Raw genomic sequence first — 24,977 nt, 5'->3', positions numbered from 1 at the left:
CCCGGATGATTGTATCCGGTAGGCAGCTTTTTTCGTTTACTATTCTTTTGTGTACAGATAATCTAACTTATTCATTTGTACTATTCATTCTGTCCAGTAAAAGGCTTGCTGCCTTGAGGCAACAATTGACCAAACGAATAAGTGAACTCAGGAATACCATACGCATAAGGCCCATACTCATACAAGTCAAACACAATCGTCACACCGCTATTCGTTACATAAAAATTCGGATTAGCCGCAATATTCTTGAAGCCACCAAAGCCGCCTTCATTCACCATTGGACCATTAATTTTTTTCTTCAGGTCGCTATTAAGAAACTGTTTGTAATTAGGATTGGCCTTCAGCACGTCAGACAATTGCAGCAATTTTCCATCAGCGAGTGAGAACGTATATCCTTTACGCGCCGTCATACCATGAGCACCAGCCGTATCGGAGTAATCCTCCATAATGATGCTCAAAATCCCTTGTTGGTTATAGGCAATAGCAAAATCATTACTGAAAGTATACGGTCTTTCTACTGTAGGTTCACCCTCTGCTACTTGCTTTTTGCCTGCTGCCAGTACTCCCTCCGCTTGCTTTTTGAGCACACTATTAATGGCCTGCTGAGCTTCAGGGTTTAGCTGGCCACCGCTGATTTGCGAGTACTTAACCTTGTAGGAAACCTTTGCATCACTCGAAGCCGGAAGAGATTGGGACGTAATCGTGATCGGATTTAGCTGGCTTTTACTCATTGTTACTGTTTTCTGAGCTGCATTCCACTGAGCATCGATACCCAGATAGTCTTTCAGCAGACTCATAGGAATGTACAGCTTCCCGGCGATCTGTTTGGCGTCCATGTTGCGTGTGCTTATTCCATTGACATTGACATAGGGACCATCGGAGGAAGAGGACATGATGTAAAGCTTATTGTACCCACTACCTACGGTATAAGTCGCTGTTTTGGCATCATAACTCACCGGAATCCCCAGGCTGTCGCGCAATGCTGCTACGGGAATCACTGTGCTTCCGTTCACCTGAATCCCTTTGGTCGCCAACGTTTTACCATTCCATTTAATAGAAATACCTGGTTGCTGTGCTGTAGCCTGTTGTTTGTATGAAGCTGCCTCGATATAGGAAACGGGAACAACTGCAACTCCTACTAAAATTCCCGCTGCCAGCAGTGCGGAGCCCCATTTTTTTGTATGCTTGTTCATATTAAATATTCCTCCTGTTATAGATGTGTATTCTACGTGTATTGATTACTTTACTTATTATATCTATCCCCCTATGTTCGTAGTTTACAATCTGTACACTCTCCGATTTCAATCTGTACATCTAGGGGACCCAGCTATTACAGACTCATTACAAAATAATTTCGACATATAAAAAAGCCAGCAAGTCATCCTGCAAATAAAGCAGGACGCTTGTGGCTTCGTTATCATCTGTACGTTAGTTCAATTCGTATTGTGCCGATACTTGGACCTTCACAGTCACTTGACCGGATTGTATTTCTGTTCCGCCGCTTGTATCCAAGAGTGCTTTACTCATAGCAGCCTCACGTTGTGTGAAGATTTGGGCATCTCCCCCATCTACCGTTACGTTCAGGAGAGTTCCAAGCCCTCGTTTGGTTGCCTTCGCTACAGCACTGGCTTTGGATTGAGCATTTCCCAACGCCTTGGCAATCGCTTCTTCTTCATAAGCTGAAGAGTTTTCTACCGAAAAACGCACATTATCCACGTTGTTCGCTCCAGACTGTGTAGCCTCATCCAGTAACTGACCGATTTTATCCAAATTACGGTACTTTACGGAAAGCGTATGATTGGCAATATAGCCTTTGAGCTTCTGTCCTTGTTTTTCGTCATAGGTATAGTTAGGCTGCACGTAGAACTGGCTCGTCTGAATGTCGTCTGCACTGATGCTCCACTTTTCTTTCAGCAGTTGTGTGACCTTACTTATTTTAGCGGCGTTGGCTTTTTGGGCAGCTGCTGCTGTATTTCCTTCAGATTGTACGCCGATGGATAGATAGGCAATATCGGGTTTAACCAATACTTCCCCGCTGCCACTCACATTAATTACACTGCTTACCGTCGTAGATGCTGACGCGGCATAGGCGCGATCTGCTCCTGTCCATAATCCTCCCGCTACTACTCCTGCCAATAATGCTCCTGCCAGAACTGCTGTATTTGCAGCTTTTGTCCAATGCTTCATCATATTCGCCCTCTTTTCTTGATGATGTATGTACCTTCCAGACGGAAACTAAGGGAAAAGGTTGCAGTTAGGCACCACATTTTCGAAACAGAGTACCATCACAGAATTTAAATTGCTTGTAGCTTGGGCTAAACACACCGCCGATATTCAAAGAGACCACATTGTAGCAGCCCAACAGGGGATTGCCCACTCTGTTTTTTCGGGTACAAAAAAAGCCCCAGAGGGGCTTTTCACTAAGAGCATATACCATATCACAAAGCAGATGTTTATTTATTGATTTTCCAGCTCTACTTTACTAACCAGACTTACTAAAGCGTTTACAGCCTGTTCGGCATCCGCACCTTCAGCACTAATGTAAATTTCAGTACCTGTACTGATGGCAAGGCTCATAATACCCATAATACTCTTGGCATTAACCTTCTTGTCTTCTTTTTCCACAAAAATCTCAGATGAATATTTATTCGCTTCCTGTACGAACAACGCAGCAGGTCTGGCGTGCAGTCCTGTTTTCAAGCGTACGACTACCGGATGTTTTGACATGTCAGCTTACCCCCTCATCAAATAAATCTGGACACTACTTACTCCATTTTATTTATCACATTATAACATTAACCCGGGACAGACACTAGAAAAAAAACTAAAAAAACCGGGGCTGAAGCCCCACAGACACTCCTTTTATGGAATCAGGCCGTTTTCTCCCCTGATTTTGTCAGCCATCTCGTCAATTTTGCGAAGTCGATGATTGACACCCGACTTACTCACAACCCCTTTGAGCATTTCCCCGACTTCTTTTAAATTCAAATCAGGATGAGCGAGACGTATTTCCGCCACCTCGCGCAGCTTATCTGGCAGCGTATCCAGGCCGACTTCCCTCTCCAGCAGCTTGATATTCTCAATTTGCCGGACAGCAGCTCCAATCGTCTTGTTCAGATTAGCCGTTTCGCAATTAACAATCCGGTTGACGGAATTACGCATATCACGCATAATGCGGACATCCTCGAATTTGAACAAAGCCTGATGCGCGCCAATGATGCTGAGTAGCTCAATGATCTTTTCGCCTTCCTTGATGTAGAGAATAAAGCCTTTTTTTCGCTCAATGCAGCGGGCATTCAGATGAAACTCATTCGCCAGATCGACCAGCGCCTGGCAATGCTCCTCATACATCGAGGAAATCTCCAGATGGTAAGACGATCCCTCCGGATTGTTCACAGAACCACCTGCCATAAAAGCGCCACGCAAATAAGCCCGCTTACAACAGTTTTTCCGAATGATATCCCGATTAATCCCGTCCGTGAACAAGAACCCTTCTGATACGATGTAAAGATCCTTCAAGAGCTCTTGTACACCGCTTGGAATGCGGACAATGTACACGTTATTTTTTTTCAGGCGCATTTTTTTCCGTACAAGCAGCTCAATATGAACTTGAAAATGCTTTTTGATCAAGGAGTAAATCCGCCTTGCAATCGCGGCATTTTCTGTGGACACGTCCAATATCACCCTTTTGTTGGACAGCTGTACGGACCCGAGCATACGTATGAGCGCAGATAGTTCCGCTTTTTCACAGCAGGGCTGGCTTTCAATCATCGTAAGCTCTTTTTTTGTTTGTGCCGCAAAGGACAAGGGACTCACCTCCTTCTTAATATCCAGTTTTGTACCAATTGGTAAATGTGCTGGCTCAGTTTGTCGGCATCATGCCGTAAATAGGTGCGGAACAGAACAAGCGTATCTGCCACCACTTTATACCCCCGCTCAGTCAGCTCTCCCATGTCTACTTGAACTGGCTTGGCACCCTGCTCGGCATACATTTCCTGTACCTGAGGCGGAATCTCTCCATTATTGACGATCACATAATCAAACAAATGATGCCCTACATGCTCATAAATAGCCTGCAAGTGGTCCCCCACTGTATATCCATCCGTTTCGCCTGGCTGAGTCATAACGTTGCAGACGAATATCTTGATAGCGTCTGATTTCACCACAGCCTCTGCAAGCTTCGGTACAAGCAAATTCGGCAAAATGCTGGTGTACAGACTGCCAGGACCAATCAGGATCGCATCGGCCTCATTAATGGCCTCTACAGCCTCAGGCAACGGCTCCACGTGAGTCGGTTCAAGAAAAACACGTTTGATTCTGCCGCCCGCTTCCGGGATTTTGGATTCACCGGTAACCACCGTGCCATCCTCCATTTCGGCACTCAGCACAACGCCTTCTTCAGCCGCCGGCAGCACACGCCCCCGTACAGCAAATACACGGCTAAGCTCACGCACCGCCGTCACAAAATCTCCTGATATATCGGTCATCGCCGCTAAAATCAGGTTGCCCAGACTATGGCCTGCCAAGCCTGATCCTGCGCCGAAACGATATTTCAGCATATCGGACATCACCGGCTCTACATCAGCCAGTGCAGTCAGCACATTACGAATATCCCCCGGAGGGGGCATTTGTAGCTCACTGCGCAATATCCCGGAGCTTCCGCCATCGTCAGCGACTGTAACAATAGCCGTAATATCCAGCGGCTTTTGTTTCAACCCCCGCAGCATGACGGACAAGCCGGTTCCGCCGCCCATAACAACAATACGAGGGCGCTCCCGTTGTGATCCGGTCTCTTTCATGTTTTCACCTCATTAATGCCGGTCGCGATCAGCATCCCGATGTGAAACAGAAACTGATTCTGTTTCACTGGCACCCAGCATTTTTCCTAAATATTCAGATATCGCGACAGAACGATGCTTACCGCCGGTACACCCGATACCAATAATGACCTGGCTTTTGCCTTCCTTGCGGTATTGCGGAATCAAAAAATGTAACATATCCAGTAGCTTGGTCAGAAATGCCTGAGTCTCCGGCCATTTCATAACATAATCATACACATCGCTATCCTGTCCGGTGTGTGGTCGCAATTGGTCCACATAGTGAGGATTGGGCAGGAAACGCACGTCGAATATGAGATCGGCATCAATGGGAATACCATATTTGAAGCCGAAAGAGGTAATGTTTACGGAAAGCATGCTGCTCTCCAGATGAGAAAATCGGGAAATAATCCGCGCCTTTAAAGTTGCAGGCTTCATTACACTTGTATCAATGACCTGTGTTGCCGAGCTTTTCAGCTCCTCCAACATTTTGCGCTCCAGTCGTATACCGTCAAGAGGCATACCATCCGGAGCAAGCGGGTGGCGACGACGGCTTTCCTTGTATCGCTGTACGAGAACACCGTCATTGGCATTCAGGAACAAAATTTCACAATGAATCGTAAAATGATCCTTAATATAGTTCAATGATTCCGACAAGGCTGTAAAAAATTCTCGCCCGCGCAAGTCAATCACCAGCGCCACTTTGCCTATCTTACCGTTGGACTGTTCAATTAATTCAGCAAATTTGGGAATCAGCACAGGCGGTAAATTATCAACGCAGAAGAAGCCCAAGTCTTCCAGGCTTTGCACTGCAATGGTCTTCCCTGCGCCTGACATTCCCGTAATAATAATGAGTGTTGCCCACGGCGCAGCGTTTTTTAAGTTGTCTGTCATATGGACTTCCCTCTCCTTTTGCTTCTTCGCTCTATGTCAGTAACCTATGGATCAGGAGCGCAGCAGCAAACCGGCTGCTCCTACAATACCTGCGTCATTGCCAAGCGATGCCGGAACAATAGATACCCCTTGCTGGAGCGGCTCAGGTGCCAGTTTGGCAAATACCAGACGCATCTCTTCGAACAAGAAATCACCCGCTTTGGAAACACCCCCGCCTACAATAAACAGCTCCGGGTTTAGCACGGTGGCAACCGCTGCCATAGATTTCCCCAAATAAAAGGCAGCTCGCTTCACGATACGGAGTGCGACCTCATCCCCGGCCTTGGCTGCATCAAATACTTCCTTGGCGGCGATTTGATCTTCCAGCGCCAGAGAAGTCCGATCTCCACGTTCCACAGCGTCATTTGCCATACGGATAATGCCCGTTGCGGAAGATACGGTTTCCAGGCAACCCATTTTGCCGCATCCACACTGAATGGCCTCCAGATCCGGTACAACGCTCATATGACCAATTTCTCCAGCCATGCCTGAAAAACCTTGATATATTTTACCATTAATAATAATACCACCACCAACACCCGTACCCAGGGTATAGCATACGCAGTTTTCTATACCTTTGCCCGCCCCGGCCCAAGCTTCGCCAAGTGCAGCGACGTTAGCATCGTTGTCTATTTTTACAGGCTTGCCGATCCGTTCCTCCAACAGCGCACGAATCGGTACGTCACGAAAGCCAATATTGGGAGCGAGGACTATAATGCCTTCGCGAACATTCGTAAAACCGGCAACGCCCGCTCCGACACCCTTCAGTTGATCCCATTCATAGGGAGATTGCTCAACAATGTGCCGCACATATTTTTCGATATTGCTGATCACAACGTCTACGCCCTTAGCTGTTTCCGTTGGTCCTTCGTATGTGTGCAAAAGCTGTCCGTCTTCATTACAAATGCCTACCTTGATTGCTGTACCGCCCAAATCGACACCCACATAGATACTTTCAGACATGTTCCAAGCCACCTTTATGTTTACTTAAAAACTGTGTATGAAATATATGATTAAAATCTTGACTTATAATAGTTACCTACGTTCCAACTATAATTGAAGCCCCCGTTACGGTCAAGGACACTTCCCTGTTGGAAAGCGCAGGATTAGCGGAACTTCAGGTCTCGTCATCCATAAAAAGGAGAAAGCCTGTGCAGATGCAGCAGGCTTTCTCTTCCTGAATCCAAGGCACGTCTTAACAGGGCCTATCCATCGCCCTCACCTTAGCCATATTGTATTCTGTAGCTTTCTTTATTGATCCAGTGTTTCGCTCCAGTCATGAACAGCGCTACCTTCGAGATATTTCTCGCAGTCCATAGCCGCCATACAGCCCGTTCCCGCAGCCGTAATGGCTTGACGGTAACGGTTATCCTGCACATCCCCGCAGGCAAATACCCCGGGAATGTTCGTTTCTGTCGTTCCTGGCTTCACTTGAATATAACCATGATCGTCTGTACTGATTTGGCCGTTCAGGAAGCCTGTATTAGGCGTATGTCCGATGGCCACGAACACACCATCTGCCTCAAGCAGCTCATCCTGATTCGTCTCATTATTGTGTACCTTCAAGCCCTTTAATCCCGTCTCTCCCGTTACGACCTCCACAGGAGTCCGGTTTAACGCCCAATGTACTTTTTCATTTTCCCGTGCGCGATCCTGCATAATTTTAGACGCCCGCAGCTCATCGCGACGGTGAACCAAGGTTACGCTGGAAGCAAACCGGGTCAGGAAGCTCGCTTCCTCCATGGCTGAATCTCCGCCACCCACTACGATGATTTTTTTCCCACGGAAAAAGAAGCCGTCGCAGGTCGCACAAGTGCTGACTCCGCGTCCCACGTTGTCCTGCTCACCCGGAATACCAAGATATCTGGCGGACGCTCCTGTAGCAATAATCACCGACTCCGCCTCAATGATGCCTCTTCCCTCTACCTTCACTTTAAAAGGGCGCTTGCTGAAATCCACTTCCTCTACCCAGCCAGAAGTAAATTCAGCGCCAAAGCGTTCGGCTTGCTTGCGCATGTTATCCATCAACTCAGGTCCAAGGATACCTTGCTCAAAACCCGGAAAATTTTCAATTTCAGTCGTTGTGGTAAGCTGCCCGCCGGGCTGCATTCCCTCAATGATCAGTGGATTCATGTTTGCGCGCGCCAAATAAATAGCTGCTGTATAGCCTGCAGGACCTGTACCAATAATTATGGATTTATACATACGTTTGTTGCCTCCTTCTAAGTGGTGTTTGTATCAGATCTCAGACCTGCTTTTTAAACGTGGAGAGCGGCTGTTTCATCTTCTGCTTGATACCGCACACGCTGTCAATCTGGCGTGCATAGCGGCTTACGGTCGATACGGAAATACCATAACGGTCAGCTACTTCCTGATAGGTCACCGAATGATGATTCATTTTGGCTGTCAAGTATTCCAGCGCCGCTGCCCATCCCTCAGTATGCTGAACAATCGGGACTTCCGGGGCAAGCCGATCCAGATATTCTAGCCAAAGTGACCTCAAATCGCGCTGCATGACCGGATCAGACTTGCTCATAACGGCAAGTACCTTATCCAACACTGCCTGCCATTCCGGATGGACAGTTGAATGGGCAGACACCTCATCTTCGGATACGTGGTGAACCTTCTCTGACTCTGGTCGCAGAAGTCGCTCCGTTTCCTGATTTGTCTCCTGTATGTCCTTAACTGACGGCTCCGTCAGCTCTTGCAGTACTTGCAAGGCGCGCCGTTTCAACTCGCCTTCCTGATCCGGGTCTTCTACGAAGGACTCCAATGCCTGTCGCACCTCATCGTCACCGATCAGGCTTAGCGCCTGAATGACTTGAAGCTGGGTCGCTCGATCGCCGTGGCGCAACGCCCAGAAGAAGGAAGACCGAATTAGCGGATCTCGCTTCATACTGTCAGGCACCTGGTCAGCTCCGAACTTCTCCCACATGCGGAATTGCTCCTCAAAGGGGAGATGGTAATGGTAGCTGAGTACTTGCAGCGGTGTGCCCTCCTGCTGGAGCTCCTCCAGCCGGGACAGGAAAAACCGTGGAACTTCCGAGGAAGCATCCTGCTTTTGCAAATGACCCCACAACCGCCGGGCTTCCGCATATCTTCCCGTATTGCTGGCAGCCACCGCCGTATAATGGTACAGGGAGGCGTCATCATTATTCTCTCCGTCACCTTGGAGCAACCTGCGAAAATGTCTGTAGGCCTCCTCATGACGTCCGAGAATCCCCATCGTAGTAGCCAGCTTGAATACCTGCTCCTCTTGAAATGGTATGGTGACCGTCAACGTTTGAATCAGACGATCCAATTCCGGGCCGCCGCCCTCATGCTGATAAAAGATCGCCAAGTTGCACAGCGCATGCAAATTACCTGGTTCATCCTCCAGTACCCGAAGAATGGTTGTCTTCGCATTTTGAAACAGTCCCATGTAGTAATACGCCAGCGCCAGATTGTTCCGCGCAGCGAACATGTCCGGCTGTTCCTCTGAAATTTGCTTAAGCAATTGGGCCGCCTGAGCAAACTTCCCTTCCTCCAGCAGGACACGGGCCTGATCATGCTCGACCACTCCCTGCCGGGCCTTAATGCGGTTCAGCTTGGTTGGACGGTCCAGCTCATAATAGAGCAGCTCCATCATTTCCTCGGCTTCATCGAGAAACTGTCCTTCCTCGTCCTCCTCCAAATACGTGACCAAGGCTTTCTCCGCTTCTTCAAACTGCTCCATATTGGCGTAATTATTCGCCATATAGAAGTAACACTCTGTCATCGACGGGTCTACGTCGCTCAGAACAGAGGACAGGATCTCATTCGAACCTGCATAATCCCCCATCTCTGATAATATACCCGCCATATTGCAATGATTCACCGGATTATCCGGTTCATATTCAACGGCTTTGCGAAAATATTTCAATGCCTTGTCATAATGATTGCGATCAAGCGAGCGCACAGCTTTCTCAAAAAAGAAAGATGCGTCGAAACGCAAAACAATAATCTTAGGGCTAGGTCCCGAAGCTCGCAGATGTTTCCCTTTCATAAATAACAAAGGCACCTCCTTTAACTGTAACTGGCATGTTCATACCCTTCAGTATACCACAACTTTAAAACGACTTGACAGTAGGGTATACCTCATCCCAAAAAACGGAACCCTGTCCTGACCCATCCGCTGGAAAATGAGTGGATAAGCCAAATAGCCGCACGCGCCTTCATGTGTAAAAAGGCAACGTTCGGCTGATTATCGGGCTATATATTAGGCAGAACATAGACCTCAAAGCGCCAACGGCACGGACGAGCGCTCACGCTGCCGGAATACGGCAAGCTCCCGATATCCGACCTCATGCAGAAGCGCGCGCGCCTTCTCCAAATGCTCGGACAGCTTCGCTGGATCATGAGCATCCGACCCTACCGTCAGCGGGATGCCTAGCGCCAATGCCTCCTCCAGCATGCGGCGGCTCGGGAACATCTCTGCACAGGGCTTGGATAGCCCCGATGCATTCAGCTCCATAGCCCGCCCGCTGCGGGCAACGGCCGAGAGTGTAGAGCGCTCCAGCTCACGCAGCTCCTCCGCTTCCTCCGACTTCGGATAGTGGCCGAAACGCTTAATGACATCCAGATGACCCATGATGTCATACAACCCGGTCGCTGCCGCTTTGGAAACCGCATCGTAATAAGTCCGGTACACCTCCAGCACATTTTTGCCTTCCCAATGGTGCACCTGACGGAAATCTGTTACATCCCACTCCCCGAGAAAATGTACGGAGCCAATCACATAATCCCACGGATATGCGGTGATGATGTCTTCGATTTCCTGTTCCCAGCCCTCGATGTAGTCGCCTTCCAAGCCGACACGAATGTCAATCTGTCCCTTATAGCGTTGTTTTAATTCAAGACATTCTTCCACATAACGTGGCAGCTCTTCCATAGGCATCGCCATCTCCGGATAATAGTCGGCCGGGTTAACATGCAATAGCGGCATGTGATCGGACAAGCCGAGCTGATCCAGCCCCAACCGAATACCCTGCTGCACATACTCTTCCAGATTTCCTATCGCATGACCACAGCGGGCATGATGCGTATGATAGTCAATTTTCATGCGGCTCTCCCCTCTTTCAGCGCTACATCACCCATTTTAATCACGACGGGGACGCTCATGACGGCGGTTCAGCTCAGTCAGCACATCATCCAGCGGTAGTTTGCGCTCCTGTAACAGTACCAGCAAGTGATAAATCAGATCGCTGACCTCCAGACGAAGCTCCTCATTATCCTTATTCTTGGCGGCAATGATCGTCTCGGATGCTTCTTCGCCAACCTTTTTCAGAATCTTATCCACGCCTTTGTCAAAAAGGTAGGTCGTATAGGCCCCTTCAGGACGTGTCACTTCCCGCTCCTTAATGATTGCTTCCAGCTGGGCAAGCACCTCAAAGCGGTCTGTTGCAGCATGAGTCGTGCCCGTTTGAGTCGCCACCGACGCTTGGCCCCCGGCATTTTCCGAAGCAGGAGCTACAGCCGTTCCTGGCGCGGAAATATCACGGAAAAAGCAGCTCGTCGCTCCGGTATGGCAGGCAGGGCCATTGGGAATTACACGAACAAGCAGCGCGTCACCGTCACAATCCAGCTGAATGGAGGTGATTTTTTGCGTATTCCCCGAGGTTGCCCCCTTGTGCCACAGTTCCTGTCTGGAACGGGACCAAAACCATGTCTCTCCCGATTCCAGAGAAAGCTTCAGCGATTCTCGATTCATATAGGCCAGCGTCAATACTTGAAGCGTGGCATCATCCTGCACAATCGCCGAGACAAGTCCCGCTTCATTCCAGCGGATATTATCCAATACCTGTTCCAGAGATAGCTGCTGGTTCAATTCGTTGCTCATCGTATCTCCACTCCTCTGCGCTTCAAATCCCGTTTTAGCTCGGGAATTCCTATTTCTTTATAGTGAAAAATGGTTGCCGCTAAGCCAGCGTCCGCTTTACCCGCCGTAAACACGTCATAAAAATGCTCCTGCTTGCCCGCTCCACCGGAAGCAATGACCGGAATACCCACGGTATCCGACACCGCAGAGGTCAGCGGCAGGTCAAAACCATCCTTGGTTCCGTCCGCATTCATGCTGGTCAACAGAACTTCGCCTGCCCCCAGCCGTTCAGCCTCCTTGGCCCAAGCCAAGGCCCGAATGCCAGATGGCGTGCGGCCTCCGTGTGTATACACTTCCCATTCGCCCCAAGCCTCATTATACTTGGCATCAATCGCGACTACGATGCATTGTGAGCCAAAGCTGCGCGCACCCTCCGCAATCAGCTGAGGGTTGCGAACAGCCGCCGTATTAATGCCGATTTTATCGGCCCCTGCACGCAGGATGCGCTTCATATCATCGACATGCGATATCCCGCCGCCCACGGTGAAGGGAATGGCAATTTCCCCCGCTGTCTGACGAACCACCTCTTCCATAGTGGCGCGACCTTCAACCGAAGCGGAAATATCCAGAAATACGATTTCGTCTGCGCCTTCCCGGTCATAAAGCGCCGCCAGTTCTACCGGATCGCCTGCATCGCGTAAGTTCACAAAATTGACGCCCTTAACCACCCTGCCATCCTTTACGTCCAAGCAGGGAATAATCCGTTTAGCCAGCATGCCTACTCCCCCTATGCCTTTGCTACAGCTTGTACGGCGACCTGTAAATTAATGCTGCCTGTATACAATGCCTTACCCACAATAGCGCCGCCTACACCTTTTTGCGCATAAGCACTTAGCGTAATCAGATCGTCCATCTTGCTGACACCGCCAGAAGCAATCACGGTGCGTCCACTGCTTTTCGCAAGCGCCACGATCGCCTCTACATTCGGACCCTGCATCATTCCATCGCGGGAAATGTCCGTAAAAATGAACGTTTCTGCACCCTTGGAGGCCAGCTCAGCCGCCAGTTCATCCGCTCGCACCTCCGAGGTTTCGAGCCACCCTCGTGTCGCTACATAGCCATTTCGCGCATCCAGACCAATCGCGATCCGGTCACCATAGGTACCCAACACCGCTTCCGTAAAAGCACGGTCCTCAATCGCCGCCGTGCCCAAAATCACGCGGCTCACGCCTAGTGACAACAACCGCTCCACATGCTCGCGCGTACGCAAGCCCCCGCCCACCTGTACAGGTACCTGCACCGCAGACGCGATGCGTCCGATCAGCTCATCGTTCACAGGTTGACCCGCTTTAGCACCGTCCAGATCGACCAGATGAATGTAGGAACCGCCCAAGCGCTCCCATTCCCGGGCCACCTCCACCGGATTTTCATTGTATATCGTCTCCTGGTTATAATCACCCTGCACCAGCCGTACACATTTGCCATCGCGAATATCAATCGCCGGATATATCGTGAACAAAGTATGACCCCCTTGTGAGCTATTCAAAAATACCTATGTGTAATTACGCTCGCTTCTCCGCCTCCGCCAGTTCCAAAAACTGACGAAGCAGTCGCATACCCATTTCCCCACTCTTCTCTGGATGGAACTGCATACCGTATACATGGCCTCTGCCTACGATAGCTGTTACCGGCCCGCCGTAATCGGTCACCGCCAACAAATCGCTTTCTACCTCCGGCTTGGCATGATAAGAATGCACAAAATATACATGCCCTTCCTCCAAGCCTTGCACCAACGGATGTTCCGGCTGCGTCATGTGCAGACGGTTCCAGCCCATATGTGGTACCTTTACGCCCAGATCAGGAGCAAAGCGCACGACCTCTCCCGGCAAAATATTCAGCCCCTCATGGCTGCCATATTCTTCGCCACGAGTGAACAACAACTGCATCCCCAGGCAAACGCCGAGCAGCGGCTGTCCAGCGCTCGCGACCTCCTGAATGACCCGATCCAGGCCACTGGAACGCAAATGCTCCATAGCGTCTCCGAACGCCCCTACACCCGGCAAAATCACACCGCTGGCGGAACGTATCACTTTCGCATCTCCTGTCACTACAGCCTCATAGCCAAGACGCTCAACCGCCTTGTTCACACTATGCAGATTGCCTCTGCCGTAATCCACAATAGCAATGGACATGGACTACAGCACTCCCTTCGTCGAAGGCACTCCCGTCACCCGCGGGTCAATGGATGTCGCTTCATCCAGTGCACGTCCCAGTGCCTTGAACACCGCCTCGATCATATGGTGGGTATTTTGCCCGTAGTGAACAATGACGTGCAGCGTCATACGAGCCTCCAGCGCGAATTTCCACAGAAATTCATGCACCAGCTCCGTCGAAAAGCTCCCTACCTGCTGTGACGGATACTCCGCACGATACTCAAAATGCGGTCGGTTACTAAGATCAATGACGACCTGCGCGAGCGCCTCATCCATCGGTACAAAGACGCTGGCATAGCGCTTGATTCCCTTTTTATCACCTAACGATTCTAATAAGGTTTGCCCCAGACAGATACCAATGTCCTCCACGGTATGGTGATCGTCGATGTCAACATCCCCTCTGGCCTGTACGTTCAGGTCAAATTGTCCATGCTTGGTGAACAAATCCAGCATATGATTCAGAAAGGGGACATCTGTCTCGATTTCGGCCTGCCCTGTGCCATCTACTGCAAAAGATAGCTGAATATCCGTCTCGTTCGTCTTCCGGCTGACGCTGCCTGTACGTCCTGCTCCGTTATTTTCATTCCCCATCGCCATCCACCGCCTTTTTCTCATTGTCCAATCGAACCTGTATCGCCCTTGCGTGACCTTCCAGCCCTTCATGCCGGGCAAGCTGCATAATCGTCTCTCCATTGCGCAGCAGCGCTTCCTTGCTGTAATAGATCATACTCGACTTCTTGATAAAATCATCAATATCGACCGGAGAAGAGAACCGCGCGGTTCCATTAGTCGGAATAATATGGTTAGGCCCGGCAAAATAATCGCCTACCGGCTCCGAGCTGTACGCTCCCAGAAAAATCGCTCCCGCATTTTCGATCAGACCCACATGCTCCATCGGATTCTCTGTCATGATTTCCAAATGCTCCGGGGCAAGTTTGTTCACAATCTGGATCCCCTCATGCAACGTATCAACGACAATAATCGCTCCATAGGCATCAACGGATGCAGCAGCAATATCTCTGCGCGGCAGCTCTGCCAATTGGCGCTGTACCTCGGCTGATACTTCTTCTGCCAAGCGCTGCGAGGGCGTAACCAGAATGGCCGAGGCCATTTCGTCATGCTCTGCCTGCGAGAGCAGATCAGCGGCTACATAAGAGGCATTCGCCGTATCATCAGCCAGCACGACAATTTCACTCGGTCCTGCAATACTGTCGATATCCACCGCCCCGTATACCTCGCGCTTCGCCAGCGCTACATAAATGTTGCCTGGGCCGCAAATTTTATCGACGGGTTCGATGCTATGAGTCCCGTAAGCGAGAGACGCAATCGCCTGCGCTCCGCCAACTCGGTACATTTCTGTCACACCCGCCTCTGCCGCAGCAACCAGTGTATATGGATCAATTCCCGCCTTGCCGCCTGTTGCTGGGGGTGTCACCATGACGATCTCCGGTACACCAGCCACCTGAGCCGGGATCACATTCATCAGTACCGAGGACGGATAAGCTGCTTTACCACCCGGAACATACACGCCTACACGCTTCAACGGTCGGATGATCTGGCCCAGCAGGCTACCGTCCGGCTGCAAATCCATCCACGAATTACGTTTTTGCTTCGTATGAAAAGCACGGATATTGTCCGCCGCCTCCCGAATCGCCTGCAAAAAAGAAGGCTCCACCTTGTCATATGCCGCCTTCAATTCTTCCTCCGTCACACGGAGCTGCTCCGCCGTCAGCGATACACCGTCGAACGATTCCGTATACCGCAGGACAGCAGCATCTCCCTCCTGCCGTACCGAACGGATAATCGCACGAACGGCTTCATTTTGCTCAGGTGTGCCATAATCGACCTCGCGCTGGAGATTGAAATCACGGGCTAAAACGATCTTCATTTGTCCATTCCCCCTTACTTGCAGCTTGCAGAATATTTCTCCTAACCCTAGCCTACTCCTCAGTCCCGCGGTGCCACCGCAGCTGGAATCACCTGATGCAATCGGTCACACAACGCCTGAATCGGGCCGTTTTTCATCCGATAGCTGACCCGGTTGGCAATCAGCCGACTCGTAATATCCAAAATACTGATCTGCTCGACCAATCCGTTCTCTCTCAAGGTCTGCCCTGTTTCCACCATATCGACAATCCGGTCTGCCAAGCCGATTAACGGTGCCAGCTCGATAGAACCGTTCAGCTTGATAACCTCCACCTGCTGGCCTTGCTCCCGAAAATACTGGGAAGCCACATTCGGATACTTCGTAGCCACCCGCTGACGAATACCCGGCTGCCAATCTGGCAAAGCAATGACCGACATTCGGCAACGGGCAATCCCCAGATCAAGCAGCTCATACACATCCTTGTTCTCTTCCAGCAAAACATCCTTGCCTACAATGCCAATATCCGCAGCTCCGTACTCCACATACGTGGGAACGTCGACCGGCTTCGCCATAATAAACTCCATTCCCAGTTCAGGCAGCGGAATGACCAGCTTGCGCGTTTCATCCACATCCACAGGAATAGGAACCCCTGCTCGACGAAACAGCTCAGAAGCCTGCTTATAAATCCGTCCCTTCGGCATGGCTACCTTCAGCGTCTCCGTCATGGTAATTCCCTCCCTTGTACCGGTTGTCTTTCTTCGACTGTGTAGCTGTAAACCTCTGCGTACAAGTCCTGTTGCTCGCGGCGGCGATCCTCAGGCCCACCACTCAGCCCTGTCACCACTGTCCGTCCTGCTCCTCGAAGCTGTGCCGCAGCGGATAATGCCTCTCTGCGTCCCTGCTCGTCATAACGAATGAGCACCGGGTGTTTCGCCTCGATCTGGATACCGTCCACACCATCAACGATTCGGTTCGTCTTCAACGCGAATCCTGTGGCAGGAACGGAACGACCAAACTGCTGTAGCAGATTGTCATAGCGCCCTCCATTACATACGGGGAATCCGATTTCCGCCGCATACCCCTCAAAAGTCATTCCTGTATAATATGAAAAGTCTCCGATCATAGTAAGGTCAATTAGCACATGCTCAGACACGCCGTAACTCTCCAGCACTTCCCAAACCTCGCACAGATGCGCAATGGATTGAATCGTCTGCTGCTCGACGCTAAGACGGGTAGCCTGCTCACAAATTTCTTTGCCCCCGCGAAGCCGGAGAATAGCCTCCAGCTTATCCCGATGTTCGGTAGGCAAACCCAAAGCCTCAATCGCTGTCCGGTAGCCCACCACATCACGGTTCAATAACAGCTCCTTTAACGCTTGCTGTTCAACCGGGCGACCCGGAATGATTTCCTCGAACAGACCGTTCAGGAATCCCACATGCCCCATAGCAATTTTAAAAGAGGACACCCCTGCCGCCTGCAGCGATGCAATCGCCAGTGCCACGACCTCCGCATCAGCCTCGGGCGAGTCATCGCCCACCAGCTCCACGCCCGTCTGGAAAAACTCCGCTTCTCTTCCCGCCTCTTCCTCAATCGCCCGAAATACATTTGCGTGATAGGAAAGCCGGAGTGGTACTTCCTCTTCCTTCAACAGCGACGATACCACACGCGCAATCGGCGCGGTCATATCAGATCGCAGCACCAGCGTAGTTCCCCGGTTATTGAGCAGCTTGAACAACTTCCGATCCGAAGTAGAACTAGCCACACCCACCGTATCGTAGTATTCCATCGTAGGCGTCATAATCTGACGGTAGCCCCAACGTTCCATACATTCGAGTACATTCAATTCAATCGCCCGCAGCTTCGACACCGCACGCGGAAGGTAATCCCGAACCCCTACGGGGATTTCAAATCCTTTTGGCTTGGTCATCTCTATCACCTCATGATTTCACAATATCTTTATCATGGTAAAGTGCTAATAAACTAAAGTATATTCGATATATTATCATGCTCTGACTGCGAACGTCAACCGAATGGAGCAGCCCATTTTTAGAGCAACGTTGCAGAACTGTCTCCCTCTCTTTATTTTATCCATTGCAGAATTCATGAACCCTATAAGAAAAACATCTAACGATGTACTTTCACGGAAGCAAGACCGCGCTTAGCGAAAGTTTTTCTTGCGATTATAGATTTGTTCAGTTTCGCTGAAAATTTATAAATTCAATAATCTAAAAAAAGACTGCCAGCCTCTCAGCCAACAGACACATTTATAATTTATACAAAAAACAACACAAAAAAGCCCCCTAATCCTTAAGGGACCCTTATTGTTATGCTATTTACTATACATCCGCACCCGACCGTCTTAACTCACGCAACGGATTACCGCCCACGAATGCTCCGGCCGGCACGTCTTTATGCACAACCGCCCCGGCGGCTACTATAGCTCCATCACCTATAGTAACACCGGGCAGAATGGTCGTATTGGCGCCGATTAACACACTATTTCCGATCATTACTTTACCAATACGATACTCCTGTATGAGATATTCATGCGCCAGAATGGTTGTGTTATATCCAATCACCGAATTGTCCCCTATCGTAATATGCTCCGGAAAAAAAACATCCACCATTACCATCAGGCCGAAGGCCGCATGCTGCCCTACCTTCATCCCAAGCACTCTGCGGTAAATGACATTTTTCCAGGATAGCACGGGACAATACCGAGCGATCTGTATAAAAACAAAGTTTTTAATCCCTTTCCAGCGGCTTACCGTCCGGTAAATCTGCCACAGCGCATTGGGACCTTCCACGGGATGGCGGTCAACCTTCCTCACGACACATCGACACCTTGAAACTCCAGCTTCAGTAAATCCCGCATATCATGCAAAATGTAATCCGGTCCATAGCCCCGTAGAGTTTCCTCACCCTTGAGCGACCAGGCTACACCCGCCGATTTCACGCCTGCGGCTTGAGCTGATAGAATATCAAAGGAACTGTCTCCAACCATCAACGTATGCTCTGCTTTGGCGTTCAACCCAGCCAGCGCCTTAAGCACAGGTTCTCCGTGTGGTTTCGGATGCTCTACGTCGTCTACCGTCACAATATAGTCCATAGAGGAGGTCAGATCGAACAGATCAAGCACACGAATCGTAGAGGATCGTATTTTAGTCGTCACAACCCCCAGCTTAATTCCTCGCGCACGCAACTCCTGAATAACCTCGATGACATACGGAAAAGGCTTCACCATTTGGTCGTGATGGAGCAAGTTATAAGCACGATAGCCTTTAACCAGCTCAGACACATCCTTTAATCCCGAAAAGGTACGAAGCTGGTCATCCAGCGTTCCGCCCATATGAGGGATAATATGCTCCCGCGTCAGCGGGTCAGCGTCCGGGTGATTCAAAATGTGCAGAAATGTGCTGATAATCAGCTCATTCGTATCCATAATCGTTCCGTCCAAGTCGAATAAAATCGTATTTATCATAGATGCTCCTTCTTGTCCTCGTCCGTGTCTTCCTTGTGTAGCTTATCCGGCGCAGCCGTTGTCGGAGGAATCGTATCTTGACCCGGGCGGAAAGCCTGTTCCGGCGTCACGTCAGGTACCTGATCAACTCCTACCTTGCTGGAGACAATCGGATCGCTATATTTTGGAACAGATGCCCCCTTACGACGACGAACCACGATGAAAATTACAGCGGCTACAACAATGAAAATAGGGAGCAGTTGCGAGATCCGTACATTACCGTAACTCGGGTCCAGATGCCCTGGTTCAAACCCCAGCCATACCATAGGAGACCACAAAGCATTCACAAAAGAAGCCAGCCAGTCTGGTCCCTGAAAAGCCAAACTATCCGTCCGTACACGCTCGATGAAAAAACGGCCAATCGAGTACCAAATGAAGTAAAACGCAAACATCTCGCCTGCACGTACAAATTTCATACGTCGAATAACGAGCAGCAGAATCACACCTACAATACTCCACAGGGATTCATACAGAAATGTAGGATGGTGAAACACTCCGTTAACGTTCATTTGATTTACAATGAAATCCGGCAGATGCAGTTGATTCCGCAAAAAGCTTACTTCCGTCGGTCCACCGTAGGCTTCCTGATTGACAAAGTTACCCCAGCGGCCAATCGCTTGACCAATCAGCAGACCTGGCGCACAAATATCGGCAATCCGCCAGAAATTATAACCCTTATAGCGGAAATAGATGACTGCGCATATAATCGCACCGATCAATGCGCCGTATATCGCAATACCACCATTCCAGATTTTAAAAACATCCCATAGATTATCTCGATAGTCTTCCCATTTGAAGGCTACATAGTAAATACGCGCTCCAATAATAGCCGAAGGAACACCCAGCAGCAGCATATCCATAAAAAATTCCTGCGGAATGCCAAATCTTTTGCCTTCACGAATGGCGAGATATAAACCCACAAGCGCCGCCAGCCCCAAAATAAGCCCGTACCAATGGACCTTAATTGCCCCGATTGAAAAAGCAATCGGATTCAGCAGTAATGTTGCCGTTGACATATGTTTCTCTCACTCCTTGTTCTTCCTTGCAAACGACTGAACCTTAATCCATATCTTCCATATCTTCAGAAATTGTAGCAGTCAGCTTGTTCGTAAATTGCAGAGCTGCGTTCACGCCCATTTGCTTCAAACGATAGTTCATTGCTGCCACTTCAATAATAACGGCCAAATTTCGGCCCGGACGAACTGGAATCGTAACGAGCGGAACATCCGTGTCAATAATACGTGTCGTTTCTTCATCCAAACCAAGACGGTCATACTGCTTGTCCTGCTGCCATGCCTCCAGACGGACGACCAGCGTAATCCGCTTGTTGTTACGAACTGCACCTGCACCAAACAGCGTCATCACATTAATGATGCCCACGCCGCGAATTTCCAGCAGGTGACGAATCAGTTCCGGCGCCGTACCATGCAACTGAAAATCGGACGTTTGCCGAATTTCCACTGCATCATCTGCTACCAGACGATGACCGCGTTTAACCAGTTCCAGTGCTGTTTCACTTTTACCAATGCCGCTACTGCCCGTAATGAGCATACCTACACCGTACACATCACACAATACACCATGGATGGTGGCCGTAGGAGCCAGCTTTCTTTCAAGAAAACCCGTAATGCGGCTTGATAAAATCGTCGTGGCCATATTAGTTCGCAATACTGGGACATCCCGCTCAGCGCTTGCCTCCACCAGTTCTGCCGGTACTTCCAGACCGCGTGTGATGATAATACACGGAGTCAGCTCCGTACATAGACGCTGCATCCGATCCTTTCTTTCCTCAGGAGGAAGCATACCGAGAAAAGCCAGCTCAGACCTTCCCAAAAGCTGCACCCGCTCCTGTGTGTGGTATTCAAAATACCCAGCCATCTCCAACCCCGGACGATTCAATTCATCCACCGTGATCAGCCTGCGCAGACCTTTCTCGCCAGAAATAACCTCCATTTGAAATTGCTGTACAAGCTCAGATACCTTTACCTTTTTAGCCATCGTATTCTCCCCTTCATCCTGCATGACCGGATTCTATACGTAATCTTATTTATGTAGCGTCACCCTATCAACCATATAGCTCACTGCCAGCCCATCCTGTGCCAGCCCAAGCTCACCTTTTCAACATGATTTCGGGCTACCTGTGTTCATGCTGAACCTAGACCCATACCAATGTACCCATCGTATCGGAATTTTCCAATGAATGCAATGCCGAAGCTGGAAGCTGTATGGGATATACAAAAAGAGCCGCCTTTCCCCGGCTGGGAAACTGCGACTCTCTTTCATCGGTTGATCTTATTCGCCAACCAGAATGCTCAATTCCGATTCCTTATCAAAAATATGAACCTTGTTCATATCAACAGCCAACTTCGCTTTAACACCATCACGAGTATTGGAACGTCCGTCTACACGGGCAATAATCGTTTCATTTCCGGCGCCACTCAGGTACAACAGCATTTCATGACCGAGATTTTCCGTTACATCCACAGTGGATGTAAAGATTGTATTCGGAGAAGCCTCCAGGAATACAGGCTCTTCATGAATATCCTCAGGACGGATACCCAGGATCACTTCTTTGCCGATATAGCCCTTCGCTTTTAAAATCTGTCCCTTACCCTCGGGTACGAACAAATCCAGACCCGGTGCAGTGAAATACAGCGCGCCGTCCTTCTCAGCCAGCTTACCTGTGATAAAGTTCATCGTAGGAGAACCGATAAAACCAGCTACGAACAGATTCACTGGACGGTTGTACAGTTCATCCGGGGATGCAGCTTGTTGAATGATACCATCCTTCATAACGACAATCCGATCACCCATCGTCATGGCTTCAATCTGGTCATGTGTTACATAGATACAAGTGGTTTCAAGGCGTTTAACCAGTTTAGTGATTTCAGCACGCATTTGACCACGAAGTTTAGCATCCAAGTTGGAGAGCGGCTCATCCATCAGGAAGACTTGAGGATCGCGGACGATCGCACGGCCCAGAGCGACACGTTGGCGTTGACCACCGGACAGCGCCTTAGGTTTACGTTCCAGCAAGTGCTCGATATCGAGGATTTTGGCAGCTTCGCGTACTTTTTTGTCGATTTCTTCTTTCTTCACTTTGCGCAGTTTCAGACCGAACGCCATGTTCTGGTACACGCTCATGTGCGGATACAGGGCGTAGGATTGGAATACCATCGCGATATCGCGGTCTTTTGGAGCCACGTCATTCACAACGCGATCCCCAATGTACAATTTACCATCTGAAATTTCCTCCAGACCAGCAATCATACGAAGTGTAGTAGACTTCCCACAACCGGAGGGACCAACCAATACGAGGAATTCTTTATCTCGAATGTCCAAATTGACATCAACAACCGTAGCTTTATCTGCACCCGGATATTGCTTGAAAATATGCTCTAAGCGTACACCAGCCATAGCTTTTGCCTCCCCAAGATCAAGTTTTGAAATCGAATACATTTCTTACTTGTATCTTACCCTAGTACCCACTTCGTGGCTATTCGCAAACTGCACAAAAATGCTATTTCCTTTTTGTCACTTTGTACAATAGTAGAAAAAGCTTGACCAAAACCGCATCATTAAACGTCCGCACGTCCAGTCCCGTCTCCTGTTTAATCTTGTCCAAACGGTAAATCAACGTATTCCGGTGCACATAAAGGCGCTTAGCCGTCTCACTCACATTACAATCCAGTTGAAAAAAGATATCCAATGTAGCCATCGTTTCAGCATCCTCCAATATGACGGACGACCGCACAACCTGCTCCAAAAATTGCTCGCGTTGCTCCTTCGAAATACGGTTTAATAACCTCTCCAAATGCAACTCCCATGAAAAGTGGATATGCTCTGTTACATGAAAAATTTTGCCAAGATGGAGCGTCTCCCATAACAAATTCAGCTCTTTGGGAAGACTTTGCAATAGTATAGACGGCTTGGATACCGCCAAATGAAATACACCTACCCACTCATTTGCAATGAGCTCGTATAAACCCAGGCTGAAAGCCGTAAGAACCTCCTCCAGCGATTCCGTAAAATCCGCATCCCTGGTTTCTACATCTTTATCCCGGTCGTCTTCTGCTCCCAACAGTAGTTCCTTTTTAGCCATAATCAGCCAAGACTGTTCTTCCAATGGAGTAAGCAGCACATTCCCTCCAAAATAACTGGCTAACAATCGATATAGCTGAGTGTAAGCAATAGCGCCCTCCTGTGTTCCTTCACCAGTCAGTACAATGGGAACCATATACGCTAACAACGAATCCCGAAGCCCCAAATCATCAGGAACCTCTTCTTCATTCTGTAGGTTGCCAGCCTGCTGTATGAGCCATTGTCCAAAACGCTTCATTCGCTCTTCCTCAGCATAAACCGGATTATCGGGCTGTTGCGTCCCCGTCTCATCCTGCCTGAATTGCTCCATGTTCCAGAGTAACGCCTCAATCAGCTTCCGTTCCCGATCCGTCAAATGCTTTGCCTCTACCGCAAAGGCAGCCAATTCTCCTGCTACCACACGGAACGGAAAATATATTTTGCTATCACGTACAAATGACTTATCCGGTACAGCCGATTCTGCTGACTGACCTTCTGCAATCATTTCCGGACACCAAGGCAGTATAGTAAAAGGTGCTTGAATAATATTCTGAAGCTGTTGCTGTATCCATTCCGTATCCAAAGCCACGCGATCACCACTTCACTTTTTTTAGAATAACCTCTAAGCGAACATAATGAACTTATTATAACCTGTCGATACCTTAAAATAAAAAAGTTAGTAAGAAACATAACCTAAATCCATGCAAAAATGCATACAAAAAAAGTCATCAACTATAAGTTGATGACTTTCGATGAGCCATGAAGGACTCGAACCTTCGACACCCTGATTAAAAGTCAGGTGCTCTACCAACTGAGCTAATGGCTCATAAAACTGGTGGAGGATGATGGACTCGAACCACCGAACCCGTAAGGGAGCAGATTTACAGTCTGATGCGTTTGGCCACTTCGCTAATCCTCCATATAAAGGTGGCTCGGGACGGAATCGAACCGCCGACACGAGGATTTTCAGTCCTCTGCTCTACCGACTGAGCTACCGAGCCATATCCATTAACAAAAAAATAAAGTGTGGAGGGATCCCCCTTCCCACTTTAGTACGTAAAACTATCATATTGAAAAATGGCGGAACTGACGGGATTCGAACCCGCGATCTCCTGCGTGACAGGCAGGCATGTTAGGCCTCTACACCACAGTTCCCTGGATTTTTCAAAAATGGTGCCGGCGAGAGGACTTGAACCCCCAACCTACTGATTACAAGTCAGTTGCTCTACCAGTTGAGCTACACCGGCACAATGGTGGAGGCTGAGGGGATCGAACCCCCGACCCTCTGCTTGTAAGGCAGATGCTCTCCCAGCTGAGCTAAGCCTCCTGGGTATGTATGGTAGCGGCGGAGGGGATCGAACCCCCGACCTCACGGGTATGAACCGTACGCTCTAGCCAGCTGAGCTACACCGCCATAACATAATATTTTGCTAGCTTGTCCTAAATGGCGGAGAGAGAGGGATTCGAACCCTCGCACCACTTTCGCAGTCTAACCCCTTAGCAGAGGGTCCCCTTATAGCCACTTGGGTATCTCTCCATGTAAATGGACTCACTTAGCAAAAATTCCGCGCGTTATTCTATATATCACCATAGTGAATTAGAATACCAAGCGTAATTTCAAGGTTACACCCTGAAAACTGGATCCGAAACTCCATTGCGTCCTATACTTTAGGATAAGCCCTCGACCGATTAGTATTGGTCAGCTCCATGC

24 protein-coding genes and 8 tRNA genes are annotated in these 24,977 nt (G+C 49.4%); all 32 read right to left on the bottom strand.

Annotated features, from left to right (window positions below; genetic code table 11):
• Positions 1 to 80: 80 nt before the first annotated feature.
• A complete protein-coding gene (locus ABH897_RS20365) occupies positions 81 to 1,193 on the bottom strand; it encodes a stalk domain-containing protein (protein ID WP_404592619.1) in 1,113 nt (370 codons plus the stop codon).
• Between the two features lie 235 nt (positions 1,194 to 1,428).
• On the bottom strand, positions 1,429 to 2,187 hold the full coding sequence (locus tag ABH897_RS20360; protein WP_283656165.1) for an SIMPL domain-containing protein: 759 nt from the start codon (positions 2,185 to 2,187) through the stop codon (positions 1,429 to 1,431).
• A gap of 270 nt (positions 2,188 to 2,457) precedes the next feature.
• Complete coding sequence (locus ABH897_RS20355; protein WP_007428150.1) at positions 2,458 to 2,727, bottom strand: HPr family phosphocarrier protein; 270 nt, start codon at positions 2,725 to 2,727, stop codon at positions 2,458 to 2,460.
• 135 nt (positions 2,728 to 2,862) lie between these two features.
• Positions 2,863 to 3,807, bottom strand: a complete 945-nt coding sequence (gene whiA, locus ABH897_RS20350; protein WP_014279171.1) for a DNA-binding protein WhiA — start codon at positions 3,805 to 3,807, stop codon at positions 2,863 to 2,865.
• Between the two features lie 5 nt (positions 3,808 to 3,812).
• On the bottom strand, positions 3,813 to 4,799 hold the full coding sequence (locus ABH897_RS20345) for a gluconeogenesis factor YvcK family protein (RefSeq protein WP_134911640.1): 987 nt from the start codon (positions 4,797 to 4,799) through the stop codon (positions 3,813 to 3,815).
• A 12-nt stretch (positions 4,800 to 4,811) separates the two neighbouring features.
• Positions 4,812 to 5,711 carry an RNase adapter RapZ gene (rapZ, locus tag ABH897_RS20340; RefSeq protein ID WP_013308254.1) on the bottom strand — a complete coding sequence of 300 codons (900 nt, stop codon included), beginning with the start codon at positions 5,709 to 5,711 and terminating at the stop codon, positions 4,812 to 4,814.
• A gap of 51 nt (positions 5,712 to 5,762) precedes the next feature.
• Positions 5,763 to 6,713, bottom strand: a complete 951-nt coding sequence (locus ABH897_RS20335; protein ID WP_283654141.1) for an ROK family glucokinase — start codon at positions 6,711 to 6,713, stop codon at positions 5,763 to 5,765.
• 288 nt (positions 6,714 to 7,001) lie between these two features.
• Positions 7,002 to 7,955: a thioredoxin-disulfide reductase gene (gene trxB, locus ABH897_RS20330; protein WP_044645043.1), complete on the bottom strand. Its 954-nt coding sequence runs from the start codon at positions 7,953 to 7,955 to the stop codon at positions 7,002 to 7,004.
• 40 nt (positions 7,956 to 7,995) lie between these two features.
• The gene (locus ABH897_RS20325; RefSeq protein ID WP_283654140.1) at positions 7,996 to 9,774 is read right to left on the bottom strand and encodes a tetratricopeptide repeat protein; all 1,779 of its coding nucleotides are present in this window, start codon (positions 9,772 to 9,774) and stop codon (positions 7,996 to 7,998) included.
• Positions 9,775 to 10,005: 231 nt separating this feature from the next.
• The gene (gene hisJ / locus ABH897_RS20320) at positions 10,006 to 10,830 is read right to left on the bottom strand and encodes a histidinol-phosphatase HisJ (RefSeq protein ID WP_404520817.1); all 825 of its coding nucleotides are present in this window, start codon (positions 10,828 to 10,830) and stop codon (positions 10,006 to 10,008) included.
• A gap of 36 nt (positions 10,831 to 10,866) precedes the next feature.
• Complete coding sequence (gene hisIE, locus ABH897_RS20315) at positions 10,867 to 11,607, bottom strand: bifunctional phosphoribosyl-AMP cyclohydrolase/phosphoribosyl-ATP diphosphatase HisIE (RefSeq protein ID WP_404520816.1); 741 nt, start codon at positions 11,605 to 11,607, stop codon at positions 10,867 to 10,869.
• Complete coding sequence (gene hisF / locus ABH897_RS20310; protein ID WP_404520815.1) at positions 11,604 to 12,362, bottom strand: imidazole glycerol phosphate synthase subunit HisF; 759 nt, start codon at positions 12,360 to 12,362, stop codon at positions 11,604 to 11,606. The genes hisIE and hisF overlap by 4 nt, the downstream gene beginning before the upstream one ends.
• Positions 12,363 to 12,373: 11 nt before the next feature.
• Positions 12,374 to 13,105 carry a 1-(5-phosphoribosyl)-5-[(5-phosphoribosylamino)methylideneamino]imidazole-4-carboxamide isomerase gene (gene hisA / locus ABH897_RS20305; protein WP_283654137.1) on the bottom strand — a complete coding sequence of 244 codons (732 nt, stop codon included), beginning with the start codon at positions 13,103 to 13,105 and terminating at the stop codon, positions 12,374 to 12,376.
• A 43-nt stretch (positions 13,106 to 13,148) separates the two neighbouring features.
• Positions 13,149 to 13,778 carry an imidazole glycerol phosphate synthase subunit HisH gene (gene hisH, locus ABH897_RS20300; RefSeq protein WP_404520814.1) on the bottom strand — a complete coding sequence of 210 codons (630 nt, stop codon included), beginning with the start codon at positions 13,776 to 13,778 and terminating at the stop codon, positions 13,149 to 13,151.
• A gap of 3 nt (positions 13,779 to 13,781) precedes the next feature.
• Positions 13,782 to 14,390: an imidazoleglycerol-phosphate dehydratase HisB gene (hisB, locus tag ABH897_RS20295; protein WP_283654135.1), complete on the bottom strand. Its 609-nt coding sequence runs from the start codon at positions 14,388 to 14,390 to the stop codon at positions 13,782 to 13,784.
• On the bottom strand, positions 14,380 to 15,687 hold the full coding sequence (hisD, locus tag ABH897_RS20290; protein ID WP_283654134.1) for a histidinol dehydrogenase: 1,308 nt from the start codon (positions 15,685 to 15,687) through the stop codon (positions 14,380 to 14,382). Before hisD ends, hisB begins: the two co-directional genes overlap by 11 nt.
• 59 nt (positions 15,688 to 15,746) lie before the next feature.
• Positions 15,747 to 16,391 (bottom strand): ATP phosphoribosyltransferase, encoded by a 645-nt coding sequence (gene hisG, locus ABH897_RS20285; protein WP_283654133.1) that lies wholly within the window; start codon positions 16,389 to 16,391, stop codon positions 15,747 to 15,749.
• Complete coding sequence (locus ABH897_RS20280) at positions 16,388 to 17,593, bottom strand: ATP phosphoribosyltransferase regulatory subunit (protein ID WP_404592618.1); 1,206 nt, start codon at positions 17,591 to 17,593, stop codon at positions 16,388 to 16,390. Before ABH897_RS20280 ends, hisG begins: the two co-directional genes overlap by 4 nt.
• 409 nt (positions 17,594 to 18,002) lie before the next feature.
• Positions 18,003 to 18,497, bottom strand: coding sequence for an acyltransferase (locus ABH897_RS20275; RefSeq protein WP_404592617.1), 495 nt, complete (start codon positions 18,495 to 18,497; stop codon positions 18,003 to 18,005).
• On the bottom strand, positions 18,494 to 19,147 hold the full coding sequence (gene ppaX / locus ABH897_RS20270) for a pyrophosphatase PpaX (protein WP_404592616.1): 654 nt from the start codon (positions 19,145 to 19,147) through the stop codon (positions 18,494 to 18,496). The genes ABH897_RS20275 and ppaX overlap by 4 nt, the downstream gene beginning before the upstream one ends.
• Positions 19,144 to 20,202, bottom strand: a complete 1,059-nt coding sequence (gene lgt, locus ABH897_RS20265) for a prolipoprotein diacylglyceryl transferase (protein ID WP_283654129.1) — start codon at positions 20,200 to 20,202, stop codon at positions 19,144 to 19,146. Before lgt ends, ppaX begins: the two co-directional genes overlap by 4 nt.
• A 43-nt stretch (positions 20,203 to 20,245) precedes the next feature.
• A complete protein-coding gene (gene hprK, locus ABH897_RS20260; protein WP_044645057.1) occupies positions 20,246 to 21,184 on the bottom strand; it encodes an HPr(Ser) kinase/phosphatase in 939 nt (312 codons plus the stop codon).
• A 294-nt stretch (positions 21,185 to 21,478) separates the two neighbouring features.
• Positions 21,479 to 22,603 (bottom strand): ABC transporter ATP-binding protein, encoded by a 1,125-nt coding sequence (locus ABH897_RS20255; RefSeq protein WP_283654128.1) that lies wholly within the window; start codon positions 22,601 to 22,603, stop codon positions 21,479 to 21,481.
• A 103-nt stretch (positions 22,604 to 22,706) separates the two neighbouring features.
• Positions 22,707 to 23,855 carry a PucR family transcriptional regulator gene (locus ABH897_RS20250; protein WP_404592615.1) on the bottom strand — a complete coding sequence of 383 codons (1,149 nt, stop codon included), beginning with the start codon at positions 23,853 to 23,855 and terminating at the stop codon, positions 22,707 to 22,709.
• 164 nt (positions 23,856 to 24,019) lie between these two features.
• A tRNA-Lys gene (locus tag ABH897_RS20245) sits at positions 24,020 to 24,092 on the bottom strand.
• A 7-nt stretch (positions 24,093 to 24,099) separates the two neighbouring features.
• A tRNA-Tyr gene (locus tag ABH897_RS20240) sits at positions 24,100 to 24,185 on the bottom strand.
• 9 nt (positions 24,186 to 24,194) lie between these two features.
• Positions 24,195 to 24,267, bottom strand: a tRNA-Phe gene (locus ABH897_RS20235).
• A gap of 77 nt (positions 24,268 to 24,344) precedes the next feature.
• A tRNA-Asp gene (locus ABH897_RS20230) sits at positions 24,345 to 24,421 on the bottom strand.
• Positions 24,422 to 24,437: 16 nt separating this feature from the next.
• Positions 24,438 to 24,513 (bottom strand) — tRNA-Thr (locus ABH897_RS20225).
• 4 nt (positions 24,514 to 24,517) lie between these two features.
• Positions 24,518 to 24,593: transfer RNA gene (locus ABH897_RS20220), tRNA-Val, on the bottom strand.
• A 10-nt stretch (positions 24,594 to 24,603) separates the two neighbouring features.
• Positions 24,604 to 24,680: transfer RNA gene (locus ABH897_RS20215), tRNA-Met, on the bottom strand.
• A 31-nt stretch (positions 24,681 to 24,711) separates the two neighbouring features.
• A tRNA-Ser gene (locus tag ABH897_RS20210) sits at positions 24,712 to 24,803 on the bottom strand.
• Positions 24,804 to 24,977: the final 174 nt, after the last annotated feature.

The sequence above is a fragment of the Paenibacillus sp. RC73 genome (genome assembly GCF_044908085.1).
Lineage (GTDB): Bacteria > Bacillota > Bacilli > Paenibacillales > Paenibacillaceae > Paenibacillus > Paenibacillus terrae_A.
This window is presented reverse-complemented; position numbering and strand designations above follow the sequence as displayed.